The following is a 24656-nucleotide window of genomic DNA, read 5'->3' on the forward strand; positions in this document are numbered from 1 at the left end:
GTCAATCATTCAAAATCTATCAGGTTATGTGCACACGTATGGAGTCATCTCTAGAATCCTTCTATTAAAATGTACAATGATATTTATTTATTTTTTGGCTCCAGTCCGATGGAACGCAGAATTTTCTCCAATGTTACTGGTCCAACATTTTCTGCTGGTTTTTGATTTGGCTTTGCATCAGTTCCCTTTTTCAAGAAGTTCTTTTCAATGAAACGAATATCCGTTTCATTCACTACACCATCTTGATTAATGTCACCATCAGCTACTGATACTTTCTCTTTCCCATAAGATAGAGCTGCTATTCTCGCATCTTTAATATCTATCATCTTATCGCCGTTTAGATCACCAGCAAGATTATTATCCATATACGCAGTGTAATATTGTCCGACTAGCTCCCCATCGCTTATTTTACCGATTTTTGTTGTAAGTTTACTTTGCAGATGACCCGGCATCTCTACAATAATGTCATATTCTTTATCACTAACAGGAACATTATGAATCTCAAATAGAGCATTTTTGTCGATTGTTCCTGTATATTTCTTCCCATCTCCAGACACGGCATATACTTTTGCACCTAATTTCGTGTAATCGTTGTTAAGAGGATAGCCTTCTGGGGCAAGGAAAGCTTCTGCCTTAATATATCCTCTAATTCTCGAATGTTTTGAAGCGAAGATAAACGTTTTATCTTGAAAAACAGGAATTGTAACTGCTTCTGCTGCACCTAATTTTGTATAAGTAAACTTTTCTGGTTTAAATGAAGCTAGCTCCATATGATATTCATCGTTCGTTATTTCAAATGTAACATCTAAAAAAGGAATATCTTCATCTATCCCTTTAAATCCATTCCCCTCTAAAGACGCAGCAACTTTCACTATATTGTTCACATTACCTTCAGTAATAGTTGGATTTGAAAGCTTCACGTTTAATCCATGCTCTTCTGCGTATTTTGTAAGTGCAGCATTTGGTTTGACATCTGTAAATTTATAAAATTGTTTATCATATGGCACTTCAAAACTACCAGAGAGGAGCTGTTTCACGTTATTTAAGTTCAAAGTCATCGTAATTTTGTCACCTAATTTAACTTTATCCTTGTTATAACTCGGTGCAGCATATTCTGTTCCTTCTTTAACGAATGTATATCTTTGATATCCACGAATTACATCACCTGCTGTCGCAGCATCCAATCCAAACAAACTTAAATTTAACGGTTGGTTCACTTCTTCTGGTGCTACCCCGAATTTAAAGTCACCATTTGGTTGAATCGAATTTAATGTACCAGAAGGGAAAAAAGAGTTTTCAAAATATACAATTTTATTCGCCTTTTGATCATACGAAAGTCCTTTTGCCTTTAACGCATCTATTCCAGCATCATAAATATTGCCATGTACCCAAAATCCACGTTGTCCGTCTTCCTCTGTAAACATGGATTCACCAATTTCATGGACACCAGGCTTTACATCACTGAATTTCATTTCTGGCGCCACATTATCAATCATGATCGTGTCACCTTTTGTATAGGATTTTCCTTCTTTATCGTATCCGATAAATTCAAGTTCATAATCCCCATCAGGCAACGTGACAGGTTTATCCCCAATCGGATGATTCGGATCACCTGTAAATGGAAGCACATTCCCCATCATTCCATATAGAATATAATATTCTTTATTAGGTGTCTTATTGCTTGCGTCAAATGTGCCAGCAAGCCCCAACGCATTTCCTGTTTTTCGATCCTTCACAATCGCATCAATCGTTTCCAGTGGACTATTCAATTTAAATGACACCGGTGAGAACGGTCCGTCCATAAAAGAATGCCATTTCGTCAAATCCGTCGCCATCGTATCTCGAAGTAAATTTACAGATGCAAGCCCTTGCTCTGTTAAGCGAACGGCAAACGGAACTTGATATGTTTCTTTTTCATTATCTTTGTTTGTAATGTGAATATATCCTTCATATCTACCCAATTCCGCATTTTCTGGAATGAAAATTTCAGGATTAATTTCTCCAGATGTCTTCGGAGTTACTTTAATGGACTCCTGTACGTTTAATTTCACACCATTTTTTGCTGCATCCTGCACGCCTACATTTTCCGATGAATACTCTACTTCAATTTTGAACTCTTTTGCTTCTTGTTGATTATTATTTCGAATCACAACTTTTCTGCTTTCTGTAATTGAAGAATTTTTCGATTGATATTTACGGCCAAATGCAATAGAGCCAGTTTTCTCTTCAATTTCCACCGCTTGACCATTCTCGATATTCGATGTTTTGTCGATAACCTCAATAGAGGTATCTGCATGCACTGCTCGATACGCGTCAATTCTTCCCGCTCCCATTTCGTATACAGAACGCTCTTCTTTTAAATCGATTGCTGTGTTCATGAGTGCTTCTTTCACGTCAAACGGGCTGTAGTCCGGGTGCGCTTGTAACATCAATGCTGCTACCCCAGCTGTGTGAGGAGCCGCCATCGATGTCCCAGACATACGCCCATATGCTACCGTATAATTGTCGCCATCTTTTGGATCATTTATATATTCAGGAACAGTAGAGAAAATAGACACACCCGGCGCTACAACATCCGGTTTAATATCATCTGTTTTATTTGCCGGGCCTCGGGAACTGAAATCTGCTAAATGATCACCTTCTGTTTTTGTGTTACTCAGTTCTCCAAATGTAAAGGTCACATCTCCTTGCGCTGCTTTTGCTTGCAGTTTCTCACCATCTGCTTTTGTTAAGCGGAAAGATGGAATCGATGATGTACTTTCTCCAAGATAACTTGTTATTTCACCATCCACATTGTTGTACACAATCACAGCTTTTGCGCCTGCTTGCTTAGCATTTTTAATTTTTTCATCCAACGTAATCTCACCACGTTGGATGAGCGCCTGCTTTCCTTTCACATCTTTCCCAGTAAAATCACTTGATTTTCCAAGCCCTGCATATACAATAGGTAATGCTTGTCCTTTTAAATCTTCAAGCTTGTCCGTAAAACTTTTGCCTAAGAGCATCATCTTTTCTATACGTAAATCTCCTACATCCCCTGTAAATGTTGGTACGCTTACAGCAGAATCACTTGCACCAACTGTAATCGGAAGAGCTGCGGCTCCAGGCGATCCAAGACTTCCCTCTCCAGGCCCTGCATTTCCAGCTGCCACAACCGTTACAACTCCAGATAACATTGCATTATTTAATGCTACCGATGTAGGATATAAAGGATCGTTAATAGATGCACCTAATGACAAGTTGATGACGTTCATACCATCTTTCACTGCCTTATCAATAGCAGCAAGAATACCATTCGTGCTCCCGCCTCCATATGGACCCAACGCACGGTACGCATACAAATCTACATCAGGAGCTACCCCTTCTACGGCGTAATCTACAGTATTTTTCTTATCTGCAGCAATTGTACCGGATACATGTGTTCCATGCGATGTGTAGTAGGCACTACCATTATTGACTTCAGGAGCCCCTCCTGAATTTTTCCAATCCTTATATGTTGTTTCCATTGGATCGGCATCATTATCAATGAAATCCCAGCCTTTTACAGAATTCGGGTCAACTGTTTTTGAATCCACCCCAGCTTGCGCACGATATCCTTTATACGCATCTTTTAAATCAGGATGGTTATAATCAGCTCCTGTATCAATTACACCGACTTTAATGCCTTTACCTGTTATATGTTCTGCATGAAGCTTATCCACGCCGATTTGCGGAACACTATCAATCATCTTTGGCTGTACAGTGGCCTTATTTGTTTCTTTTGGCAAATCAAGTTTTACATCAGAATCTTTCCAAACACGTTTGACAACACCAGAGCGCACTAAATCTTCAATTGTATTTCCAGGCAATGTCATTGCCACACCATTGAATGCGTTTTTATATTCTCTTGTAATCTTGGAAGATTGAAAGTCCTTCTCCACATCTTTCTTTTTTTGTAATTGTTGAAGTATTCCTTTAAACTCTTGATGAGATTCTTCTACTTTTTTTTCTGCAGCAGAAAGAGTCATTTTCTTCCCTTTAGCTGTCTGCTTTAATATTTCAATTTTGGCAGGTGCTTGTTTAAACTCCACAATAACGTTCACTTTATCAGGAGTTGTTGTGTTGACATCTGGAGAAATCGTAAACTCCGGTCTAGCATCTAATGTTTTCAAAGCGGCTCTCTGTTCTTTTGTAAGACCGCTCAATACAGATTTCGAATCAGCAATTCCCTCTATCTTAGACGTACTTTCCGCCAATACGTTATACGGGATAGCAGATGATAATAGCATGCCAGCAACCAATGCTCCTGTAAGAATTTTAATAGATTTCTTCCCCTTCATGTTGTTTCCCCCCATTTACAATTGTTCTCTCTATATAAGATTATTACTTTTTCAACGCTTTACTTAGCAGAAATGTTTTAATCTATTCCTTTATGTAATCTCATTATATATAAGTCGGAAAAATCTGTTTATTGGGAAAATTACTGTCATTTACAGTCTAATCTTATACTTTGCAGGAGGTTTTTCTCGAAAAAACAAAAAAAACATAGCGTATTGTATGTTTTAAACTTGGGAAAATATCAACAGACAAAATAATTTCAAGCTTTAATCATGAAAATAATAAAGTAAAACTTTTATCAGTGGGGGTTTCCTTCATCCTCCACTGATAATTATATAAATCCATTTTGATTTTTCGACATATAAGCCGCGGCTATGGATAACAAAGGGGGACCTGCACTCGTTTTCTCTCTTTGTTTTCACTATGTCTGGGCAGGAAAAGGATCTGACCGCTTCTATGCATGGCCGAATGCTCTCTCCCACCTAAAAAGAAGGGTTTTATGTCGGTTTTTTAATTTGTATTTATATAGCTCTCACCAATTGGACTTTTCATCTATCAAAATACTAATTATTCTCCTCCAAATTCCCAAGCATCGCAGGGTTTGCGGCATTAAAAAGTAACTTCTTAAGAATCCGGTTGGATGCTTGCAAATAATAGTTCGCGGAAGAGATATCTTTTTTTTCCTTATAATATAATATCACTATATCTAAATACCTTATCATCTTACTGAGATTCATATGCTTCTCTAACATCGGCAGCCCATACTTTATTAAATATTGAACAAGCGTCTTTTGATTGCCAAGAGCTTCAAGATACATTATTTTTAGCTCTATATAATTTGATGATTTGCGGTCTTGAAAGGAATCTAATTCTTGTTTTAATCGTACAGCTGCTTTTTCATGTTGATTCAATTCGATAAGTGCTTCTGCCATACTTGAGACTGTCACATAATAGGAGGTTGTATGTTTTTTCTTTAATTCAAGAGCTTGAGAGTAATATTCGAACATCTTTTTAGAGTCACCTTGTCTATAATATAAAAAACCCAAATTCTGAAGAGCTATTGCTTTCATTCCTGTATCCTGCAGTAGTTCCACATCACTTAAAACGGGAATAAGCATCTGTTCTGCCTCTTCAAATTCGCCCATGTATATGAGATTTACAGCGATAATCATCTTGATATATACAATGCGCAAAATGTTATTCGTATTTTGCATAATACGTAATGCTTTGTATGCATAATGAATAGATAAAGAATACTGATACAAATGGCCATGCATTGTCGATCTATAGTAATAATACTCAGTGATTTTTTCGCTGTACTGTTCTGCTTTTTCTTCTATACGATTCAGAATTTCGAGCGCTTGTACATATCGTTCTGTTCGGCCATAATAAAGAGCTTGAAGGAAAGTCCATAGATATAGTTCATATGAAGAATATTTTGTTACATCCCTTTTCATTTTTGAGGATGCTTTTTTAAATTCCGAGAATTGATTCAAGAATAATAAGTAACGAAGCATATATAACTCGTATACATATATCATCTCCGTGCATTGAACATATTCTTTCTGTTCTGATAGTTCTTTATATAACGTTGCCGCTTGCTCTTTATGAAGCCGTTCCATAGCATCGTTGAAAAGTTCCAGCTTCCATTTTAAAAGCTGTGTTTTTTTATTCTCTTCCTCAATTGATATCTGCAATCTTTCACATAGCATTTGCAATGTTTTTGTATTTGCTTCTTTGCAATTGTTTTCAATTTTACTCAGGTGAGTAATAGAACAAATCCCGTGACAAAGCTGTTCTTGTGTCTTATTTTGCTTTTTACGATGATAATAAATGATTTTTCCTATAGACATAGATTATCCCCCTTTATTATCTGAATTTTTATATAATTAATTATACTACATAATATAAAAAAACTCGGTTGAGAAATAAGATCACTAGGTCCATATTTTACTTTTCAAATTATATCCACGAATTTCGGTTAACACTGAGAATATAATAATTTGCTAAAAAATATAGAGAAGAAGAACACATGGACGCACAAAAAAAACCTCAAAGACAAAAGCAAAGCTCCGCACAGAATTGATCAAGCATCTAACCTCACTCTTAACTGTCCTGCTTCATACGAAAAGGAGCCATCCTTATAGATAGCTCCTTTTCCTGTATACCTCATTAACGTACTGTAACCTCCACTGATGGAAGTTTGTCTTTATTTCTTCTTCGGTTCTGTCGTTTGACTTTGTTTCCCTTTAGAGAAATTAGATGAATCATCGAAATTCGGTTGCTTTTTACCAGCATTATTGCTTCTACCTTTTCCCATATGTAATGCACCTCCTCTCACCCTTACTATTCCCAAAATAAAAAATCCCCTTACATCCAAGAGAATTTTTTAATATGTTGTTTATTTAATTTTTTAATGTTCCACATGTCCAGCATGCCCTGCCGCTCCAGCTGTTCCTGCAGTACTTCCAGCACTTCCAGCCCCGCCATACCATACTGGATGCTGGTGTTGCTGACCGTGTTGTTGGTGTTGGCCATGGTGCTGATGTTGACCATGGTGTTGGTGATGTACTTGTTGCTGATGTTGACCGTGGTGCTGATGTTGACCGTGGTGCTGATGTTGACCATGGTGTTGGTGATGACCATGGTGCTGCGCTTGATAAAGAACAGCTTGCGGATGAATTTGATGTTGGCCATGATGTTGGTGATGTACTTGTTGCTGATGTTGACCGTGGTGCTGATGTTGACCGTGGTGCTGGTGATGACCGTGTTGCTGGTGATGACCATGGTGCTGGTGATGACCATGGTGCTGGTGATGACCATGGTGTTGGTGATGACCATGGTGTTGGTGATGACCATGGTGCTGGTGATGACCATGGTGCTGGTGATGACCATGGTGCTGGTGATGACCATGAATCACTTGCGGAGACGTACCTACTCCTCCTACTAGAATAGGGAAAGCACCACCAAACCCTGACTGCGGAGCACTTGGTGCAGGAAATCCTGTTTGTGCGCCGCCTACAAATGTAGGAAATGTAGTTGGTGCTCCTACAGGCACTCCGCCTTGTGCTCCGCCTACAAATGTAGGTAATGTAGTTGGTGCTCCTACAGGCACTCCGCCTTGTGCCCCTCCTACAAATGTTGGGAATGTAGTTGGTGCTCCTACAGGTACCCCGCCTTGTGCTCCGCCTACGAATGTTGGGATTCCAGTTTGAACTCCCGCAACAGATGTAGGCATTCCACCGTGCGTTCCTCCCATTAACATATGTGAATATTCATCATGTCCGTCCATCAAATGTGGCATAAAACCGTACGGTGCGTTATTATCCATCCCTTTCATTTCTTTCACCTCTTTCTCGCAAATTAATGTGTCCTTGTTATCATATTTCATAAGAAAGAATAGGTGTTTGTCTATACTTGAATTCCGCTATTTCCTTAGTTGTCTCTAAAAAAAAAGAGCAGCCCTTAACAGGACTGCTCTTTCTCATTAATTTGCAACGATATTAACAAGTTTTCCAGGAACAACAATTACTTTACGTACTGTTTTCCCTTCAATTTGCTCTTGAATTGCTTCAATTGCAAGTTGTTCCATTTCTTCTTTTGATGCATCTTTTTTCATTGTTAACTTCGCACGTACTTTACCCATTACTTGAACAACGATTTCAACTTCGTCTTCTACAAGTTTAGACTCATCAAATGTTGGCCAGCTTGCATATGTGATCGTTTCGTTATATCCAAGCTTGTTCCAAAGCTCTTCCGCAACGTGCGGTGCAACTGGTGCTAACATTTTCACGAAACCTTCTACATACTCTTTTGGAAGTGATTCCGCTTTATATGCATCATTCACAAACATCATCATTTGAGAGATCGCAGTGTTAAAGCGAAGCTCTGCATAGTCTTCTGTTACTTTCTTCACTGTTTGATGATACGCTTTTTCAAGATTTTTGTTTGCTGCACCTGTAATTTTCTCGCTTAGTTCACCGTTTTCTTGAACAAATAGACGCCAAACACGATCTAAGAAGCGACGAGCTCCATCAAGACCATTTTCAGACCAAGCAATCGAAGCATCTAATGGTCCCATAAACATTTCATATAGACGAAGTGTATCTGCACCATGGCTTGCTACGATATCATCAGGATTTACAACATTACCTTTTGATTTACTCATTTTTTCGTTGTTTTCACCTAAGATCATACCTTGGTTAAATAGTTGTTGGAATGGCTCTTTCGTTGGAACAACTCCTACATCGTATAACACTTTATGCCAGAAGCGTGCGTATAGTAAATGAAGTACCGCATGCTCTGCACCGCCGATATAAATATCAACTGGAAGCCATTGTTTTATTTTTTCTGGATCAGCAAGGTGTTCGCTGTTTGTTGGATCAATATAACGTAAATAGTACCAACAGCTACCTGCCCATTGTGGCATTGTATTTGTTTCACGGCGACCTTTTTTTCCAATCTCAGGGTCTACAACATTTACCCACTCTTCAATATTTGCAAGTGGCGATTCACCTGTACCAGAAGGACGGATGTTTTCTGTTTTCGGAAGAATTAATGGTAATTCTTCTTCTTTTACAGCTGACATTGTGCCATCTTCCCAATGGATAATTGGAATCGGCTCACCCCAGTAACGTTGACGGCTAAATAACCAGTCACGTAAGCGGTATGTTACTTTTTGATTTCCTGCGCTTGTTACTTCAAGCCATTCAATCATTTTTACAATTGCTTCTTCTTTGTTTAACCCATCTAAGAATGCTGAGTTTACGTGCGCTCCATCACCTGTATGTGCTTCTTTCGTGATGTCTCCGCCTTCTACAACTTCTTTCATTGAAAGCTCGAACGTTTGTGCAAATTCATAATCACGCTCGTCATGTGCTGGAACTGCCATTACTGCACCTGTTCCGTAAGTTGCAAGAACATAGTCAGCAATCCAAATTGGTAATTTCTCACCGTTTACTGGGTTAACTGCATAAGCACCTGTAAATACGCCTGTTTTTTCTTTTGCAAGCTCTGTACGCTCTAAATCACTTTTCGCTTTTACAGAGTCAATGTATGCTTCCACTGCTTCTTTTTGATCTGCGGTTGTAATCCCAGCAACAAGCGTATGCTCTGGAGCTAATACGCAGTATGTTGCACCAAATAGTGTATCTGGGCGCGTTGTGAAAACTGTAAATTTCTCTTCTGTACCGTCAATATTGAAGTGTACTTCTGCACCTTCAGAACGACCGATCCAGTTGCGTTGCATATCTTTTAAGCTTTCCGGCCAATCAAGCTCATCTAGGTCTTCTAGTAAACGATCTGCATACGCCGTAATTTTTAGCATCCATTGTCTCATTGGACGACGTTCAACTGGATGATCACCGCGCTCACTCTTGCCATCGATTACTTCTTCGTTTGCAAGTACTGTACCAAGTGCTGGGCACCAGTTTACTGGTACTTCATCTACATAAGCTAAACCTTTTTCATATAGCTTTAAGAAAATCCATTGTGTCCATTTATAATAACTTGGATCCGTTGTATTTACTTCACGATCCCAATCATAAGAGAAACCTAATGATTTAATTTGGTTACGGAATGTGTTAATGTTTTTCTCAGTAAATTCTGCTGGGCTGTTTCCAGTATCAAGTGCATATTGCTCTGCTGGAAGACCGAATGCATCCCATCCCATTGGATGAAGAACGTTATAGCCTTGCATACGTTTCTGACGAGATAAAATATCTGTTGCCGTATATCCTTCTGGATGCCCTACGTGTAAGCCTGCACCTGATGGATATGGGAACATATCTAGTGCATAAAATTTCGGTTTGTCTGTTTCATCTGGCGTACGGAATGTTTTATTCTCTTCCCAATACGCTTGCCACTTTTTCTCAATCTCTTGATGATTAAAGCTCATTAAACACCCTCCATTCAAATTCTATATATTTTCACCGCCTAAAATACAAAAAACCCCTCATCCCAGAAAAGGGACGAGAGGTTATAGATTCCCGCGGTACCACCCTAAATTAATGTAATAGAGGATATTCAAAACGCCCGGTAAAGATAGCTGTCGCATTTCTTTATCCTCCTTTTTGAACAAGCACTAATATATACATTCGCTTAGATCCGTAACGTGGATAGACGGCAATTGCTACTTCATTTCACAACTGCAACTCAAAGGCGAGTTCATAATGAAACGTGGATTGACTTGCACCGACCGTCAACTCTCTAAACCAGCTTCTATTACTACTACTCCTTCTCACTGTTATTACATATAAGTTATATTACATATATTCTAAAACATGTTACATGTTCCGTCAAACTAAACTGCAATTTTTTCTTGGGCAGTTTCTTCTACTTTTACTCGTTTATCATATATACTCGCTGCTAATATCGCTACTACAAGCATTACCATTATGGCAATGAACAATACTTCCATATTATATATGTCAACAATCGCTCCGCCAACAACAGGTCCAAACATTTTCCCAACAGTTGCTGCACTATTAACCACGCCTTGATAAAAACCGATTTTATCCTTTGGTGCTAATATGTTTGCAATCGTTGGCACAGCTGGCCATACGAATAATTCACCAATTGTTAATGTTACCATTGCGACAAGAAACATCGTAAACTGCTGCGCTTGGCTGAGCACAATAAAGGATGCAGCAAAAATACAAATTCCGATCATAATCTGTTGCTTTAAAGAACGTTTCATCGCTCGAATGATCATGCTTACAAGTGGCTGTGCGCAAACAATCATCGCCCCATTTATCGTCCATAATAAACTATAATGACGCAAGCTAATATTTAACTCCTGCATATGCGTTGCAATTGCACCTTGCCACTGTACATATGTAACCCAGCATAAAGCATATGCGACACACACAATAAGAAGTGCACGAAATCCTGGTGTAAGCGACCATGCTTTCTTCGTTTTCTCTGGTGTTTGTAAACTCTTTTCTTTATTGTCTTCCATACCACGGAAGCCAATAAAGGCAATTAAAAAGAAAATAAAATATAAAATAAAGTTCGCTAAGAAAATATAATCAAAACGGTAAGAAGCAACTAAACCACCGCATGCTGTTCCAACGGCAATCCCAACGTTCTGTCCGACATACATCGCATTAAATGCTCTCCGGCCACCTTCTGGCCAAACCGTTCCAACCATCGCATACATCGATGGAAATACCATACCAGAACCAAATCCAATTAATGCAAGCCAGACGACATATAATGGCCAGCCATGATAAAATACAAGGCCGAGAATCGATACTAATGTAATGATAATTCCAACTAAAATAGATTTATATCCACCCCATTTATCAAATAGCACACCACCGAGCAAGTTACCGATTACACCAGTGAGCGAGTTAATCATTAATACCATTCCGGCCACAGATAATGATTTTCCTAAATGATCATGTAAATAAATTGTATTAAAAGGCCATAAAAAAGAAGCACCCGTGACATTAATGATCATCCCAGCTACTAATAGCCATACTTTCCTTGGCATAGTTTCCCCTCCTATTCTGTTTCTTTCGTCCTATACTATAACAGTAAAATTGTAGTCGTTTTTAAATAGGAAGGCAACTGATTAATAGTTGGTGAAATTCTGATAATATCATGAAATCGTGCTCATTTGGCCGAGATAAATATATCGACGATTCTACAAAATACAACTGGGATACATACGCAAGATAAATTTGTATTGGTTAAAGAAGTCGATTCCCAACTTATAAAGTGAAACTTTTATCAGTAGGGGCTTTCTTCATCCCCCACTGATTATTTAGCCCCCACCTAACTTCTTTGCTTCCTGCAGAAATTTGAGGTGGGGGTATTACTGCTAAAAAAGACAGCTCCATTTTAAATTATTTTTCTGTGCTTATTGTTAGTTTTTAAATTTGCAAGTTCTTGTAAAAACTCGTCATTTAATATTTTAATACGTGTTCCTTTCATACCCAAAGAACGAGATTCAATGATACCTGCACTCGCGAGTTTACGAAATCCGTTTACGATTACAGAACGAGTGATACCTACACGGTCAGCAATTTTACTTGCAACAAGTAATCCTTCTGTTCCATCTAATTCTTCAAAAATGTGCTCAATTGCTTCTAACTCACTGTATGATAATGAGCGGATTGCCATTCGAACAATGGCTTTACTACGAGCTTCCTCTTCAACTTTTTCCGCTTTTTCATGTAAGATTTTCATACCTACTACAGTAGAGCTATACTCAGCAAGAACTAAATCATCATCTAAAAACTCTTGATGGGTACGAACTAACACTATTGTACCTAAACGCTCGCCACCACCAACGATTGGTATAATGGTAGTTAAGCCTTGACCAAACAATTCTTTGTTTTCTCCAGGGAACGCTGTATATTTACTATTTACATCTAAGTTTGAAGATATTTCTGTAATATTGAATAGGCTTCGTGTATATTCTTCTGGGAATTGACGCCCCGCAAGCATTTGTTTCATGCGCTCATTTTCAATTTGTTGATGAATTGCATATCCTAATAACTTACCACGATTGTTTACTATGAATACGTTTGCTTCAATTACTTCACACATTGTATCTGCCATTTCTCTAAAGTTTACAGTTTGTCCTGCTGCACTTTGTAATAACGCGTTTAACGTTCTTGTTTTTACTAATAGTCCCATTTCTAAATTTCCTCCTTCATATTACCTACATATTGAGATATTATCGTTATCTTTTTTAGCGTAATTTCAAATGATAAATTAAGTTCTGGTACAACAATAAAGTGAAACTTTTATCAGTGTGGGTTTTCTTCATCCCCCACTGATCATTAATCACGAATCGGGCTTTTACGAGCAGTTTATCTCCCAGCTAACTTCTTTGCTTTCTCCAGAACTTTGAGGTAGGGATATTATTACCCGCAAATAGCGGGATAAAATTTGCATACTCTCTACGCAATATTGCGATAAGTTCATTATCTGGATTAAATTTTGAATATTTATTCTAGAATTCTATGTGCTATAAACGTTTTGCACCCGAACTTTATTCCTCATATAAGGTAATATTGTAAATACAATTACATGATAAATTAAAAACGCATACAAGTTCGCATTTTTTTGAATCGTCACAATGATTTCAAATTTTCATGACAATATGTGTAATGTTATTTTCGGAAATTATGGTAGCATCAGGGAAATACTGATTTACAACTCTTAATATTGTTATTGGTTTCAGTGGAACTATATAAATCGGTATATCAGTATAATTAAATAAAATAAGAAAGTCGAACGAGATGTAATCATCTAGTTCGACTTCTTTTCAAAACCCTATTCCTCTTTTGGAAGAACGATTCCTTTATACAATTGAACTGTAATGAAGTAGTAAATCGCGTAAATGACTACGAAAATAACAATTGGAAGCCAAATACGGAAGTACGGATCAAGTAAAATGAAACCGAAAATATTCATCCCAACTAATACGTGAACGATACCCACAATCGCCGGGAATAAGAACACTAAGAATAACTCTTTATAGATTGACTTTGTTAATAATTCACGGCGAACACCGATTTTACGAAGCATTTGATAACGCGTAATATCGCTTGATGCACCGGAAAGGATCTTAAACATTAAACAACTTGCCATCATTGCTAGGAAAGCAATTCCTAAGAAGAAGCCCATAAATACTGTTCCACTTGCAATGCCGTAAAAGCCAGTATACAGTTGGTTCTTACTTTGCAAGGAACCCTCTTTTACGTTTTTATATTTAGCTATCTGCAACTCGTCAATTTTTTTCCATTCTTTTTTATATGTTAAGAAATTATCTACTTTTCCAAGTAATGCAACGCCTTCTTTACCTTGTACACCATCATACATCTTTTTATCTACAATTTTGATTGTTTGATCAGGATGTACATAGAACGGCTGGATAGACCTTAAAGCATTATCCCACTTTTCCGGAATTACCTTTGCATTCGCATCTTTTTCTTGACTATATCTTGAAATAGCACCTACTGGAAGATCTTCAGAAACAGGTTTAAATTTACCAACACTTTCTTTTCCTACACCATCCTGTACTAATGGACGATTTTTTTCTAGGTCTTCTTTTAAGTAGTAAACGAACTTATCATCTACTTTGTAACGATATTCATTTTTCTCTTTAAATGTAATACCATCTAAAATTTTCTTTTCTTCTGCTGTTGGGTTATGAATTGCGACATCATAAATTGCAAAACCATCGACAGTAAGCATAACGTTATTTTTGAACGCCATACCACCAGAGATTGCGCCTGCTCCAAGAGCAACTAGCATAGCTACTGTCGCTAGTACCTTTGTTAAGCTATTAATACGGAAGTTTAATTGTGCAAATGTAAAAGCATTAAGTCCTTTTTCACTACGTTTTTTATTGCTTTTTAACTTTTTAATAATAAGCGGAAGGAACGTTCCAAATAACATGTAAGTTCCTGACGTTACGGTAATTAATGCAATAATAATCCCGAATTGCGCCAACTTATCCATGTAAACCATAGAAGCATAGCCGATTGCTAATAGAATAATTCCAACGAATGCAAGTGCAACAGTCTTTGCTCCTTTTACAGAAACACGATCCGTTTTGGAATCTGCATGAACCAGTTGTAGAACCGTAATACGTGATAATTTAATACTATTCATAATTGCTGATAAAACAAATAGTACAAGGAAGAAAATACAAGTAACAATCGTAGATGGAACATAAAATGCATGGTAACCACCTGCAGTAAACTCAAGCTGCTGCATAAGTAGTTTACCAATTCCTTGTGCTAGCCCTACACCAACTACAATACCAACTACAAGAGATGCAATTCCTAATACAATTGTTTCAATAAACATAAGCAATGTAACCTTATGTTTTTTTGCTCCTAACATCATATACATACCGAATTCTTTTTGACGAAGTGATAGTAAGAAAGAATTGGCATATAAAATATAGAAGAATGTAATAATAGCTAATAGTACTGCACCAGCATGGAATACGAACTGAATACTGCTAATTACAGAATTCGCTTCAATAAATGCTTTATTCAGTGCTAGCGTTTGAAACATATAAAAAATTGAAATGGACATTACAAGACCAACAAGTAAGACGATATAGTCTTTCAGCTTACTTTTTAGTCCTGACATGGAAAGTTTGAATAACATGTCTGTGCCTCCTTTCTTATGCTTTTTGTGTGCCTAAGTCTGCAAGCACATCTAAAATTTCTTTATAGAACGCTTCACGCGTCCCACTGCGGTGAATTTCTTTATATAATTCTCCATCTTGAATGAATAGAATACGTCGGCAGTAACTTGCGCTAAACGGATCATGTGTAACCATCATAATAGACACACCTTGTTCTTCATTTAAATTTGTCATCGCATCTAAAAGACTAGTTGCGTTTTTAGAATCAAGTGCTCCTGTTGGCTCATCACCTAAAATAATTGCTGGTTCATGTACAAGCGCACGCGCTGCTGCTGAACGTTGCTTTTGTCCACCTGAAACTTCAGATGGATACTTTTGAAGCATTTCTGAAATTCCTAACATTCCCGCTACCTTTTCTACTTTTGGTCCAATCTTTCTAGACGGAACGCCTTGCAAAGAAAGTGGTAATGCAATGTTTTCATAGATTGATAAGTTTTCTAGCAAGTTAAAGTCTTGGAAAATAAATCCTAGTTTTTGTGAACGAAAATCAGATAGCTCACCTTGCTTCATTTTTGTAATATCCGTACCTGCAATTTCAACAACACCGTCCGTCGCTTTATCTAATGTCGAAATTACATTTAGTAATGTTGTTTTCCCTGAACCAGATGGTCCCATAATTCCAACAAATTCGCCTTCTTGAATTGAGAACGAAACGCCTTTTAATGCATGTGATTGGCTTTCGCCTTTTTTACCGTATACTTTTTTGACGTTTTTCACGTCTACAACTGGTGTTTTCATATATATCCTCCTCTTTGTTTTCCTGTTCCTATTTTGCTATTTTTAGGCATTATCTGCCATCGGTTAACATTACATTTACCTTACATTTTTGTAATATAAACAAACGGCTCCATATGTTACATGTAAACATGTAACATATGGAGCCGTTTGTTATTTCAGGATAGATACTTTCATTTTGCGAAAAAGTTACATTACAGACGTGTTATCTTTCCAATTGTTGCACTTGGATGCACATCTAATGTACCGCTATATTCAACTTCACTCACAGTGCAATTTGGACCGATTTTTATATTATGGCCAGATACAAGTGATGCATCTGTTTTACTCAAAGTAATGTCGTTTCCTTTGATGGTTTTGCAAGTAATTGTTTTCTTTATGCCTGGGATGAAATTTGTAAGAGATATAAATTTACGAGATGGCGCTATCATGATTATATCCCCTTCAACATTTTGCAATTCACTAGGTGTAATAAATTGTATCCCAATCTTTTTAGCTTGTAGATTTCCATGTACTCGCACAGATCCTTGTACTGTAAGTGTTTCTGTATGCACATCTTCCTTCAGCGATAAAGTACCCGATGAGTGTATATGTTTTGCCTGTATTTTTCCTATTTTACAACTACCAGTGTTTTTCATTTCGCTAAACTGACTTACCCCTTCAATTTTGCATGCACCAGAATTGCTAAAACTTTTAGCAATTAAACTTCCTCGAATTACACAGTCCCCGATTATACTGAATTCATTAGCCTGTACATCCTTTTTAAAAGATGCAACGCCTTTCACACGGATACTTTCGGCAATAACTGGTTGTAAAAAAGATTTACTCCCAAATACATTGAGCTTTTCCTGTGCATTAGCAACTCTTGTTTCCATCGTATTTTTCATCTATATCCCCTCCCCTTTTCTTTTTCCTCGCCGTGCTTTTATAAAGTGAAACTTTAATCAGTGGGGGTTTTTTTCATCCCCCACTGATTATTAGTTGAACCAATCGGGCTTTTACGGGCAGTTTATCCCCCACCTAACTTCTTTGCTTTCGCTGAATTTTGAGGTGAGGGTATTACTGCCCGTTAATGCGGGATAAACAAATCAATAATTTCAATATTTCGCTCTCTATTAAATGTACCACATATTCCCATAATTAATATTTATAAATTCAAATTATAATATTAAACATAAAAAATCTGAGCCCATACAAGCTCAGCCTTTATTTTTATTAAATTAACCCTTTAAAACAAACTCATTACCTTCGTTATCTTTAAAGATAGAAAATGTGCCCCATGCCATTTCATTTGGTTCTTGCGTAAATTCCACACCGTTATTCTTCATTGTTTCATACGTTTCTGTAATGTTTTCTGTTACGAATACAATGGATGCTTTTAATTCATTGGCATTTGGCATCATTGTTTTTGGATAAATAACTAAGTGAGAACGAGTGCCCTTTGGTCCTACTTCAATCCAGCTTGCATTTGGCCCCATTGGATCATTACGGTATACTTCGAATCCTGCTTTCTCTGTCCAAAATTCAAGTGCTTTTTGTTGATCATCTACGTAAACCGCTACTGTGCCGATATGCGCAATCATCGTTTATTCCTCCAAATCTTTTCTAGGTCATTAAGTATAATATATTTTTGAAATAAAAGTTACTGTTTATACAATAAGAAAAAACGCTCTATTTTTGTAAGATCAAAAAATAAAGCCAGGTCATACTGCGACCTGGCTTACTCTGATTGTTTTGATTTTTGCGGTTGTCCTTTTTTACGATTCCGTTGCTTCGCTTCTACAACTGGATCGAGTTCATTGGAAAATTCAGCATTATGTCCATTTTGTGTTTTTTGTTCTGGGTTATTTTGATCCGAACGCTTCGCCATTTCTTTCACTCCTTATTAGTGCGGTGTAACAATCATTTGATGCTGCAACTGACGAACTGCCATACGTGCACGATTTAACTGCTCACGCTGTTCATCATTTGCATGTTGCTGCATGATTTGTAAATCATTATAAGCCTGTTCTAATTGTAATTGTGCATCGGAGTATTCCATTGTATTGTAATGCTCTTGTCTACTTCCGATATCTAATTGCTCTTTTGCATATTCTATCGCTTGCTCTGCTTGTGTAATATATGTTTCAAGTGATTGACGCTCTGCCATTATACAGCCTCCTTGCCTTTAGTTCCCCTTTAGTGTGTCCCTTCCATATCAACCTTATGAGTATGTTATAATGGATTTTGTTTTTACATGTACGCCCTTAGATTTAGGAGGAATATAGGCATGAAAGTTCAAAACCCTTTTCCATATACAAATGACAATAAACGTTACCATACGTGGAACTATCATCTACGCAAGGAATTTGGTGAAAAAATCTTTAAAGTTTCGTTAGACGCTGGCTTTGATTGTCCAAACCGTGACGGTACAGTGGCATATGGTGGTTGCACATTTTGTAGTGCTGCTGGTTCTGGTGATTTTGCTGGTGATCGCCGTGACGACGTTGTAACGCAATATCATGAAATGAAAGAAAAAATGCATGAGAAGTGGAAAGATGGAAAATGTATCGCTTACTTCCAAGCATACACAAATACACACGCTCCAGTAGAAGTGTTAAAAGAAAAATTCGAACCGCTTTTAGAACAAGATGACGTTGTTGGTCTTTCTATTGCCACTCGTCCAGATTGTTTACCTGACGATGTTGTGGAATATTTAGCGGATTTAAATAAACGTACGTATCTTTGGGTGGAGCTTGGACTACAAACTGTTCATGAGCGTACAGCTAACCTGATTAACCGCGCGCATGACTATCCTTCATACGTAGAAGGCGTGAACAAACTCCGTAAGCATAATATTAACGTATGTTCCCATATTATTAACGGCCTTCCTCTTGAAAATTACGACATGATGATGGAAACAACACGTGAAGTAGCAAAGCTTGATATTCAGGGTATTAAAATTCATTTGCTTCATTTATTAAAAGGAACGCCGATGGTGAAACAATATGAAAAAGGACAACTCGAATTCCTTTCTCTTGAAGAGTATGTAAGTCTTGTTGTCGATCAACTTGAAATCATCCCATCAGACGTCATTGTGCACCGTATTACAGGTGACGGTCCACCAGACTTAATGATTGGTCCAATGTGGAGCTTAAAAAAATGGGAAGTATTAAATTCCATCGATGCAGAATTTGTACGCCGCGGCACTTGGCAAGGGAAATATGCAAATGAGGTGAAGTCATTATGAAATTAGAGCGTGTTTTACCATTTGCACGTACACTACTGCAAACTGCTGTAAAAGAAGGCGACTATGCGATTGATGCAACGCTTGGCAATGGTCATGATACTTGCTTTTTAGCGGAGATTGTCGGGAAGAACGGCAAAGTCTTTGGCTTTGATATTCAACGTGAAGCTATTGAAAGCTCAGCTACTCGGCTAAAAGAAAAAGGACTCGAAGAGCAAACAGTTCTCGTTCATGATAGTCATGATACTTTGTTATCCGTATTGCCAGAGGAGGCAAAAGGAAATGTAACCGGAGCAATTTTTAACTTAGGTTACCTTCCCGGGGGTGACAAACATATCGTTACAAAACCAAACTCTACAATTTCTGCTATCGAGCAATTATTAGAAGTGATGGCACCAGAAGGCATCATCGTCCTTGTCATCTATCATGGACACCCAGAAGGACAAGTAGAACGCGATGCCGTTGTGAAGTTTGCAGAAGAGCTTGATCAAAAACAAGCACACGTACTCCGATATGGATTTATCAATCAACAAAATCATCCACCATTTATTGTGGCGATTGAGAAACGCTAAGACGTGCAATGTATGCACGTCTTTTTTATTGTCTCAAGAACAAAACCTACCATATAATGGATATATAAACACTCTGAAGAAGGAAGGCAACTATTTTGTTGATAGAACTAAAGGAGATAAAAAAGAAATATGGCAAACAGCTTATACTAGAAAACATTTATTTGTCTATTCCAAAGGGACAAGCGGTTGCCATTATTGGTGGCAATGGTACTGGAAAAAGCACTTTACTCAAAATCATCGCTGGATTTATTGCTCCTACAGGAGGAACAATCCAAAGAAAGTCAGATATACAAATCGGATATGTACCTGAACATTTCCCAGAAGATATTCGTTTTACACTCGAAGACTATTTGTATCATCTCGGCCGTATTCATGGCTTATCCAAAGACTATTTACAAAATAAAATCCCCGTACTACTAAAACTTTTTCATTTGGAACATGCCGATCATTCCGTTATAAAAAACTTTTCAAAAGGAATGAAACAAAAAACAGGCATCATGCAAGCACTTCTAAGTGATGCTGATTTATTAATTTTAGATGAACCCCTTTCTGGACTTGATCCAAGGTCCCAACAAGAACTTGAACATGTATTACTCACATTGAAACAACAAGGTCTCACCGTTCTCTTTACTTGCCATGAGAAGCAGCTACTAGAAAACTTTGCAGATCGAATTGTGACATTAGCTAATCATACGATTGCAGAGGATAAACTTTTACTATGCGATAAAATTCCGAAAGAGCACATCTATATAGAAGCAACTGTACCTCACACATTTTCTATCACAGAATTACAGAAGCAATCCGGCTACATACATGTCGCATATAACGCAAAACTGTATCTCATTCAATTACAAATTGAAAAGAATTACACAGGCGATATACTTCAATATTTATTACATAAAAAAGCATTCATTACGTTGTTACACCCTAATTCCTAAACCGAAAGAAGGCTCTTTATGCTCGCGCTCATTCGTTACAATTTTCTCGATTATACAAAGTCATATAAGTACGTTCCGCCCATCGCGATGTACATTGTAAGTTTACTTTTTGTCTATACCTATAAACCAAATCCAATTGTTCCAGCATATTTAGAAACAGCACTTCCGCTCTACTTACTTTCAGCTTGGATTACCGTGACACTGTTTCATACGGAAGACCCTGTTCAAGAACAAATTACCCTTTCTCATACAAAAAATATACACACCCTATATCTTGGCAAATATGTAACAGTGCTTCTCATTTGTAGCTTCCTGTCCTTTGTATCTGTTATATATCCAATTGTCTTTGATATGTTTCATGAAAAAATGACAATGTCATTATTTATAATTGGTATCCTTGCACACATTTCTTTATCTATACTTGGTATTTCAATCGCAACATTATTTACACGAAACATCATCAAAAAAGCAAGTACCGCTTGGCTTAGCCTTTCTTTTGTACTACTTATCACGATTGCGTCAATTCGTCTAAAAAAAGAGACGCCAGAACTATTATGGTTTTTCCCGCCTATCGACAGTTTCATGGTGCTAGGGCATTATGAGCAGGAATTGCTCTCGCATACACTTTGGCTCACTGCATGGGCGCTTGTATATTCATTTGTATTAATTGCTTTATTTCTTTATCTTGTTCGGAAAAGACGTTTTTAAAGAAGGAACTTTTAAACAAAGACAAGAATCCATAGAGTTAGAATTACTAAATGGATTTTACAGGAGGATGTACAACTATGATTGGAATACTAGCAGGAATGGGACCAAAATCTACAGGCCCATTCATTGATACAGTAGTCGAACAGTGCCAAGAGATTTATGGTGCGAAAGACGACATGGACTTTCCTCATATGATGATTTATTCATGTCCAACGCCATTCTACATGGATCGACCTATTAATCATACCGACATGGAAAAAGCCATTATACATGGTGCACAAAAGCTTGAAAGTACTGGTATCAACTTTATTGCAATACCCTGTAATACGGCACATCTCTACTTTAATCAGGTAAAGAATTCGATTTCAGTTCCTCTATTAAACATGGTGGATGAGACTATAAAAGAAATACCTAATCACGCAAAGAGAGTAGCCCTTTTAGCTACCGATGCTACCGTTCAGTCTGGCATGTATCAAGAGGCTTTTTTGAAATTTGGTATGAATTATATTTATAAAAACAGTTGGCAAACTGATATAAATATAATCATATCAAAAATAAAAATAGGTCAAATGAATGATTCCATTCAATTGTGGAGTCAGCTCTGCACAGAATTAGCTACTACTGTAGATGCCGTAATCATAGCATGTACAGATTTGAATGTTATATTAGATAAGAAATCGAATAACATTTGCTTTGTTGATTCTTCTACCTGTCTTGCAAGGGCCGTTGTAAAAAAGTATTTATCTATTAGAGAATCAATAACTGAGATGTAAATTTTTTTGAAAATACATATGAACGAAAACAGATTGAGCTCATCAGCGTACCAATCTACTGCTTTTTGTAAATCTTTTACGTGAATAAAAACAGTGTTAATTTTGTTCATAATCGTCTGTTGTATTTGATTATCCATTTTCAAACCTCCTCAAATAAAAAAGCATTTGTACATCTTTTTGTGTACAAATGCTTTTTTATTTTTCTATCTATGATTCAGTTTTTCTTTTTCTCTCACTAGCTAAAAAATAAATCAATCCAATAATAATGATTCCTAATATTCCATGTGCAACATAATCCATTGTTGTTGGCCCACCCATTTTCGTTGCCATGTTATAAATTCCAAGAGTAAATGAAACACAAAGGCAAACCAACAATACGATATCAATATGTTCATATAATTTTTGCAACAAACGTTTCATTTTATCACTCCCTCGTCTATATTTTACCATAAATTTCATATTTAAATTGACACTTCGAACTGAATGTAATATATTTTATACGTAAGTTAAAAATATATTACATAAGTAATTTATTTCAGTCATTACGGAGGTGCTTATGGGAAAAAAGGGAACATTGCAAAATAACTTATATTTGTTACGAGCCGAGCGACGTTGGTCACAAAAGTATGTTGCTGAGATTCTCGGTGTCAGTAGACAAACAATTCATTCGTTAGAAAGCAATAAATACAATCCTTCACTTATGCTTGCTTTTCAAATTGCAAAATTATTTGAAGTAGAAATTACAGACATTTTTCAATACTTGGAGGAATAATGATGTTAGGGGATACAATTTTCATTGCAGCAACAATCATTTTTTGTATTGCATGTGGTATTTTTGTAGGTTTCACTTTTTCAGAGGGTAAAGATGAGCGCGGGCAACAAATTCTCGGAAAAGCTTTTAATGTTTCTTTTGTTTTTATTCTTTTCGGTTTTATCACTTACTCTCTTCTTTCTAGATATGCAAATGTTGACCTAGAATTTATGAGAATATATGTTACTATTTGGATGGCTGTAGTTATGACGGGAAATGCAGTTACAATTCGTGTATTAAGACAACGAATTTAAATAGAAAAAACCACTCTTTTTACAATCCTAAAAAGAGTGGTTTTTCTTCATCACTGCGCCATTTTCTTTCGGTACATCTTCCCGTTCCAATAGAAGAATCGTGAAGTGAATCCCCCGTATTTCACAATGCGCCGTGCCATATGTTGCATGTTTTTTTGCTGCGATACTTTTTGATCAGATAAATACATCCCTAATAAACCGCGGCTGATAAGACGATGAAACTTTGCATGCGGTAATTGTTCAATACTTCGTTCTGCTTCTAGAACAAAATACTTGAGTCGCTCTAATGTTACATGTTCATTCTCATAATAACTACAGAAATTTAAATCCCCGCCAAGTCGATCTTCTTCTTGATCAATGAAATAATCAAGTAAAATATGAAGCCCTTGTACGTATGGGAAATAGCCTTGCTTAATCTTCGCAATATCTTCATCCAATAATTCATCATGAAACGCATACGCCACAAGACAGAAAATCCCAAGCGTTGATCCTGCACATGCTGAAAATTCAAACCAACTCATCGGTGGTAACTTTTCCTTATGAGCCTCAAACCATGTTTGCAGACGCGGTTCTCTCTCTTCTTGCTTCACATGCTTATGAATTTGTAAATCACAATAATAACAAGCGAGTTCGTGAAGAATTGGGGCAATTTTGTCATAGTGTTTTGTATTCTTTAAAACATCCTGACATGTTGCAACAAGTTCATCCAAATAACCACCATCGTCTTGATCATCACGATAACGATAGTAATTGCTTCCTTCACTCTCTGGCGTTAATGCCGTCAGCATTGATTCATGCAGTGCGGCAAAATCATTTGGATCAAGCGATGTGCTGCGATCACATAAGTTATCTAAGTAATCACTAATCGTTTGATACGCTACAATAAAGCGAATACATTCTTCGCGATGTCCATTGGCAAGCAGCGCTAAAATACCACCGCCCTCACAATGAAACGTTTTATTCTCAATACTTGCAATCGCTTGGCTATGAAGCTCATCATTAGGAATATGGTAGGCACGCTCTTTCCACATTGCTAGCTCATGGTGTACAACCGGAAACACATCGCGGTATACTTTCGCCATGAGCGTTATGGGGTTACTCGGTACTTTCACTTCTTCCTTCATCTCCTCTATCAAATGTACA

Annotated in this window: 21 protein-coding genes and 1 other annotated feature; of the genes, 7 read left to right on the plus strand and 14 right to left on the minus strand. The window is 37.2% G+C overall.

The genetic code is table 11. The annotated features are described in order from the left end of the window. Window positions 1-83: 83 nt before the first annotated feature. From QUF99_RS24640 to QUF99_RS24695, 12 genes are all read right to left on the minus strand, one after another. A complete protein-coding gene (locus QUF99_RS24640; RefSeq protein ID WP_289373616.1) occupies window positions 84-4319 on the minus strand; it encodes a S8 family serine peptidase in 4236 nt (1411 codons plus the stop codon). A gap of 561 nt (window positions 4320-4880) precedes the next feature. Then, entirely contained in the window at window positions 4881-6170 is a 1290-nt protein-coding gene (locus QUF99_RS24645) for a helix-turn-helix transcriptional regulator (protein WP_289373618.1), read from the minus strand. A gap of 560 nt (window positions 6171-6730) precedes the next feature. Next, window positions 6731-7657, minus strand: a complete 927-nt coding sequence (locus QUF99_RS24650; RefSeq protein WP_289373620.1) for a hypothetical protein — start codon at window positions 7655-7657, stop codon at window positions 6731-6733. Window positions 7658-7804: 147 nt separating this feature from the next. Continuing rightward, window positions 7805-10213: a leucine--tRNA ligase gene (leuS, locus tag QUF99_RS24655; RefSeq protein ID WP_289373622.1), complete on the minus strand. Its 2409-nt coding sequence runs from the start codon at window positions 10211-10213 to the stop codon at window positions 7805-7807. Between the two features lie 66 nt (window positions 10214-10279). Further along, window positions 10280-10568, minus strand: a binding site (T-box leader). Window positions 10569-10618: 50 nt separating this feature from the next. Further along, entirely contained in the window at window positions 10619-11812 is a 1194-nt protein-coding gene (locus QUF99_RS24660) for an MDR family MFS transporter (protein ID WP_289373624.1), read from the minus strand. A 350-nt stretch (window positions 11813-12162) separates the two neighbouring features. Next, the gene (gene codY / locus QUF99_RS24665; protein WP_289373625.1) at window positions 12163-12963 is read right to left on the minus strand and encodes a GTP-sensing pleiotropic transcriptional regulator CodY; all 801 of its coding nucleotides are present in this window, start codon (window positions 12961-12963) and stop codon (window positions 12163-12165) included. Window positions 12964-13605: 642 nt separating this feature from the next. Continuing rightward, window positions 13606-15456: an FtsX-like permease family protein gene (locus tag QUF99_RS24670; protein ID WP_289373627.1), complete on the minus strand. Its 1851-nt coding sequence runs from the start codon at window positions 15454-15456 to the stop codon at window positions 13606-13608. Window positions 15457-15472: 16 nt separating this feature from the next. Continuing rightward, on the minus strand, window positions 15473-16234 hold the full coding sequence (locus QUF99_RS24675) for an ABC transporter ATP-binding protein (protein WP_289373628.1): 762 nt from the start codon (window positions 16232-16234) through the stop codon (window positions 15473-15475). Between the two features lie 191 nt (window positions 16235-16425). Next, window positions 16426-17118 carry a hypothetical protein gene (locus tag QUF99_RS24680; protein ID WP_289373630.1) on the minus strand — a complete coding sequence of 231 codons (693 nt, stop codon included), beginning with the start codon at window positions 17116-17118 and terminating at the stop codon, window positions 16426-16428. Window positions 17119-17451: 333 nt separating this feature from the next. Then, window positions 17452-17814 carry a VOC family protein gene (locus tag QUF99_RS24685; protein ID WP_289373632.1) on the minus strand — a complete coding sequence of 121 codons (363 nt, stop codon included), beginning with the start codon at window positions 17812-17814 and terminating at the stop codon, window positions 17452-17454. Between the two features lie 137 nt (window positions 17815-17951). After that, window positions 17952-18101 (minus strand): hypothetical protein, encoded by a 150-nt coding sequence (locus QUF99_RS24690; protein WP_017153776.1) that lies wholly within the window; start codon window positions 18099-18101, stop codon window positions 17952-17954. Window positions 18102-18116: 15 nt separating this feature from the next. After that, window positions 18117-18380: a YtzC family protein gene (locus QUF99_RS24695; protein ID WP_289373633.1), complete on the minus strand. Its 264-nt coding sequence runs from the start codon at window positions 18378-18380 to the stop codon at window positions 18117-18119. 120 nt (window positions 18381-18500) lie between these two features. Between QUF99_RS24695 and mnmL the strand changes: the two genes are divergently transcribed. The 5 genes from mnmL to QUF99_RS24720 all read left to right on the plus strand — a co-directional run bounded on the left by mnmL (window position 18501) and on the right by QUF99_RS24720 (window position 22448). Then, window positions 18501-19460, plus strand: coding sequence for a tRNA modification radical SAM protein MnmL/YtqA (gene mnmL / locus QUF99_RS24700; protein ID WP_289373635.1), 960 nt, complete (start codon window positions 18501-18503; stop codon window positions 19458-19460). After that, on the plus strand, window positions 19457-20029 hold the full coding sequence (gene mnmM / locus QUF99_RS24705) for a tRNA 5-(aminomethyl)-2-thiouridylate-methyltransferase MnmM (protein ID WP_289373636.1): 573 nt from the start codon (window positions 19457-19459) through the stop codon (window positions 20027-20029). Before mnmL ends, mnmM begins: the two co-directional genes overlap by 4 nt. A 95-nt stretch (window positions 20030-20124) precedes the next feature. Then, the gene (locus QUF99_RS24710) at window positions 20125-20967 is read left to right on the plus strand and encodes an ABC transporter ATP-binding protein (protein WP_289373637.1); all 843 of its coding nucleotides are present in this window, start codon (window positions 20125-20127) and stop codon (window positions 20965-20967) included. An 18-nt stretch (window positions 20968-20985) separates the two neighbouring features. Further along, complete coding sequence (locus QUF99_RS24715; protein WP_289373640.1) at window positions 20986-21675, plus strand: ABC transporter permease; 690 nt, start codon at window positions 20986-20988, stop codon at window positions 21673-21675. 77 nt (window positions 21676-21752) lie between these two features. Beyond that, complete coding sequence (locus QUF99_RS24720; protein WP_289373642.1) at window positions 21753-22448, plus strand: aspartate/glutamate racemase family protein; 696 nt, start codon at window positions 21753-21755, stop codon at window positions 22446-22448. 207 nt (window positions 22449-22655) lie between these two features. Here the strand turns inward: QUF99_RS24720 and QUF99_RS24725 are convergent, their stop codons facing one another. Further along, window positions 22656-22868: a hypothetical protein gene (locus tag QUF99_RS24725; RefSeq protein ID WP_289373643.1), complete on the minus strand. Its 213-nt coding sequence runs from the start codon at window positions 22866-22868 to the stop codon at window positions 22656-22658. Between the two features lie 136 nt (window positions 22869-23004). Here QUF99_RS24725 and QUF99_RS24730 point away from each other — a divergent pair, with 136 nt between their 5' ends. Both QUF99_RS24730 and QUF99_RS24735 read left to right on the plus strand, forming a co-directional pair. After that, entirely contained in the window at window positions 23005-23220 is a 216-nt protein-coding gene (locus tag QUF99_RS24730) for a helix-turn-helix transcriptional regulator (RefSeq protein WP_289373645.1), read from the plus strand. 2 nt (window positions 23221-23222) lie between these two features. Continuing rightward, entirely contained in the window at window positions 23223-23513 is a 291-nt protein-coding gene (locus QUF99_RS24735) for a hypothetical protein (RefSeq protein WP_289373647.1), read from the plus strand. 50 nt (window positions 23514-23563) lie between these two features. Here QUF99_RS24735 and QUF99_RS24740 read toward each other — a convergent pair whose 3' ends face one another. Next, the gene (locus tag QUF99_RS24740; protein ID WP_289374760.1) at window positions 23564-24625 is read right to left on the minus strand and encodes a tetraprenyl-beta-curcumene synthase family protein; all 1062 of its coding nucleotides are present in this window, start codon (window positions 24623-24625) and stop codon (window positions 23564-23566) included. Window positions 24626-24656: the final 31 nt, after the last annotated feature.

The sequence above is a fragment of the Bacillus sp. DX4.1 genome (assembly GCF_030348195.1).
In the GTDB taxonomy this organism is placed as follows: Bacteria; Bacillota; Bacilli; order Bacillales; family Bacillaceae_G; genus Bacillus_A.

Excerpts from the sequence above, each read along its gene's own strand:
- QUF99_RS24640 (WP_289373616.1), bottom strand. The coding sequence starts at position 4,319 with ATGAAGGGGAAGAAATCTATTAAAATTCTTACAGGAGCATTGGTTGCT.
- QUF99_RS24645 (WP_289373618.1), bottom strand. The coding sequence starts at position 6,170 with ATGTCTATAGGAAAAATCATTTATTATCATCGTAAAAAGCAAAATAAG.
- QUF99_RS24650 (WP_289373620.1), bottom strand. The coding sequence starts at position 7,657 with ATGAAAGGGATGGATAATAACGCACCGTACGGTTTTATGCCACATTTG.
- leuS (WP_289373622.1), bottom strand. The coding sequence starts at position 10,213 with ATGAGCTTTAATCATCAAGAGATTGAGAAAAAGTGGCAAGCGTATTGG.
- QUF99_RS24660 (WP_289373624.1), bottom strand. The coding sequence starts at position 11,812 with ATGCCAAGGAAAGTATGGCTATTAGTAGCTGGGATGATCATTAATGTC.
- codY (WP_289373625.1), bottom strand. The coding sequence starts at position 12,963 with ATGGGACTATTAGTAAAAACAAGAACGTTAAACGCGTTATTACAAAGT.
- QUF99_RS24670 (WP_289373627.1), bottom strand. The coding sequence starts at position 15,456 with ATGTTATTCAAACTTTCCATGTCAGGACTAAAAAGTAAGCTGAAAGAC.
- QUF99_RS24675 (WP_289373628.1), bottom strand. The coding sequence starts at position 16,234 with ATGAAAACACCAGTTGTAGACGTGAAAAACGTCAAAAAAGTATACGGT.
- QUF99_RS24680 (WP_289373630.1), bottom strand. The coding sequence starts at position 17,118 with ATGAAAAATACGATGGAAACAAGAGTTGCTAATGCACAGGAAAAGCTC.
- QUF99_RS24685 (WP_289373632.1), bottom strand. The coding sequence starts at position 17,814 with ATGATTGCGCATATCGGCACAGTAGCGGTTTACGTAGATGATCAACAA.
- QUF99_RS24690 (WP_017153776.1), bottom strand. The coding sequence starts at position 18,101 with ATGGCGAAGCGTTCGGATCAAAATAACCCAGAACAAAAAACACAAAAT.
- QUF99_RS24695 (WP_289373633.1), bottom strand. The coding sequence starts at position 18,380 with ATGGCAGAGCGTCAATCACTTGAAACATATATTACACAAGCAGAGCAA.
- mnmL (WP_289373635.1), top strand. The coding sequence starts at position 18,501 with ATGAAAGTTCAAAACCCTTTTCCATATACAAATGACAATAAACGTTAC.
- mnmM (WP_289373636.1), top strand. The coding sequence starts at position 19,457 with ATGAAATTAGAGCGTGTTTTACCATTTGCACGTACACTACTGCAAACT.
- QUF99_RS24715 (WP_289373640.1), top strand. The coding sequence starts at position 20,986 with ATGCTCGCGCTCATTCGTTACAATTTTCTCGATTATACAAAGTCATAT.
- QUF99_RS24720 (WP_289373642.1), top strand. The coding sequence starts at position 21,753 with ATGATTGGAATACTAGCAGGAATGGGACCAAAATCTACAGGCCCATTC.
- QUF99_RS24725 (WP_289373643.1), bottom strand. The coding sequence starts at position 22,868 with ATGAAACGTTTGTTGCAAAAATTATATGAACATATTGATATCGTATTG.
- QUF99_RS24730 (WP_289373645.1), top strand. The coding sequence starts at position 23,005 with ATGGGAAAAAAGGGAACATTGCAAAATAACTTATATTTGTTACGAGCC.
- QUF99_RS24735 (WP_289373647.1), top strand. The coding sequence starts at position 23,223 with ATGTTAGGGGATACAATTTTCATTGCAGCAACAATCATTTTTTGTATT.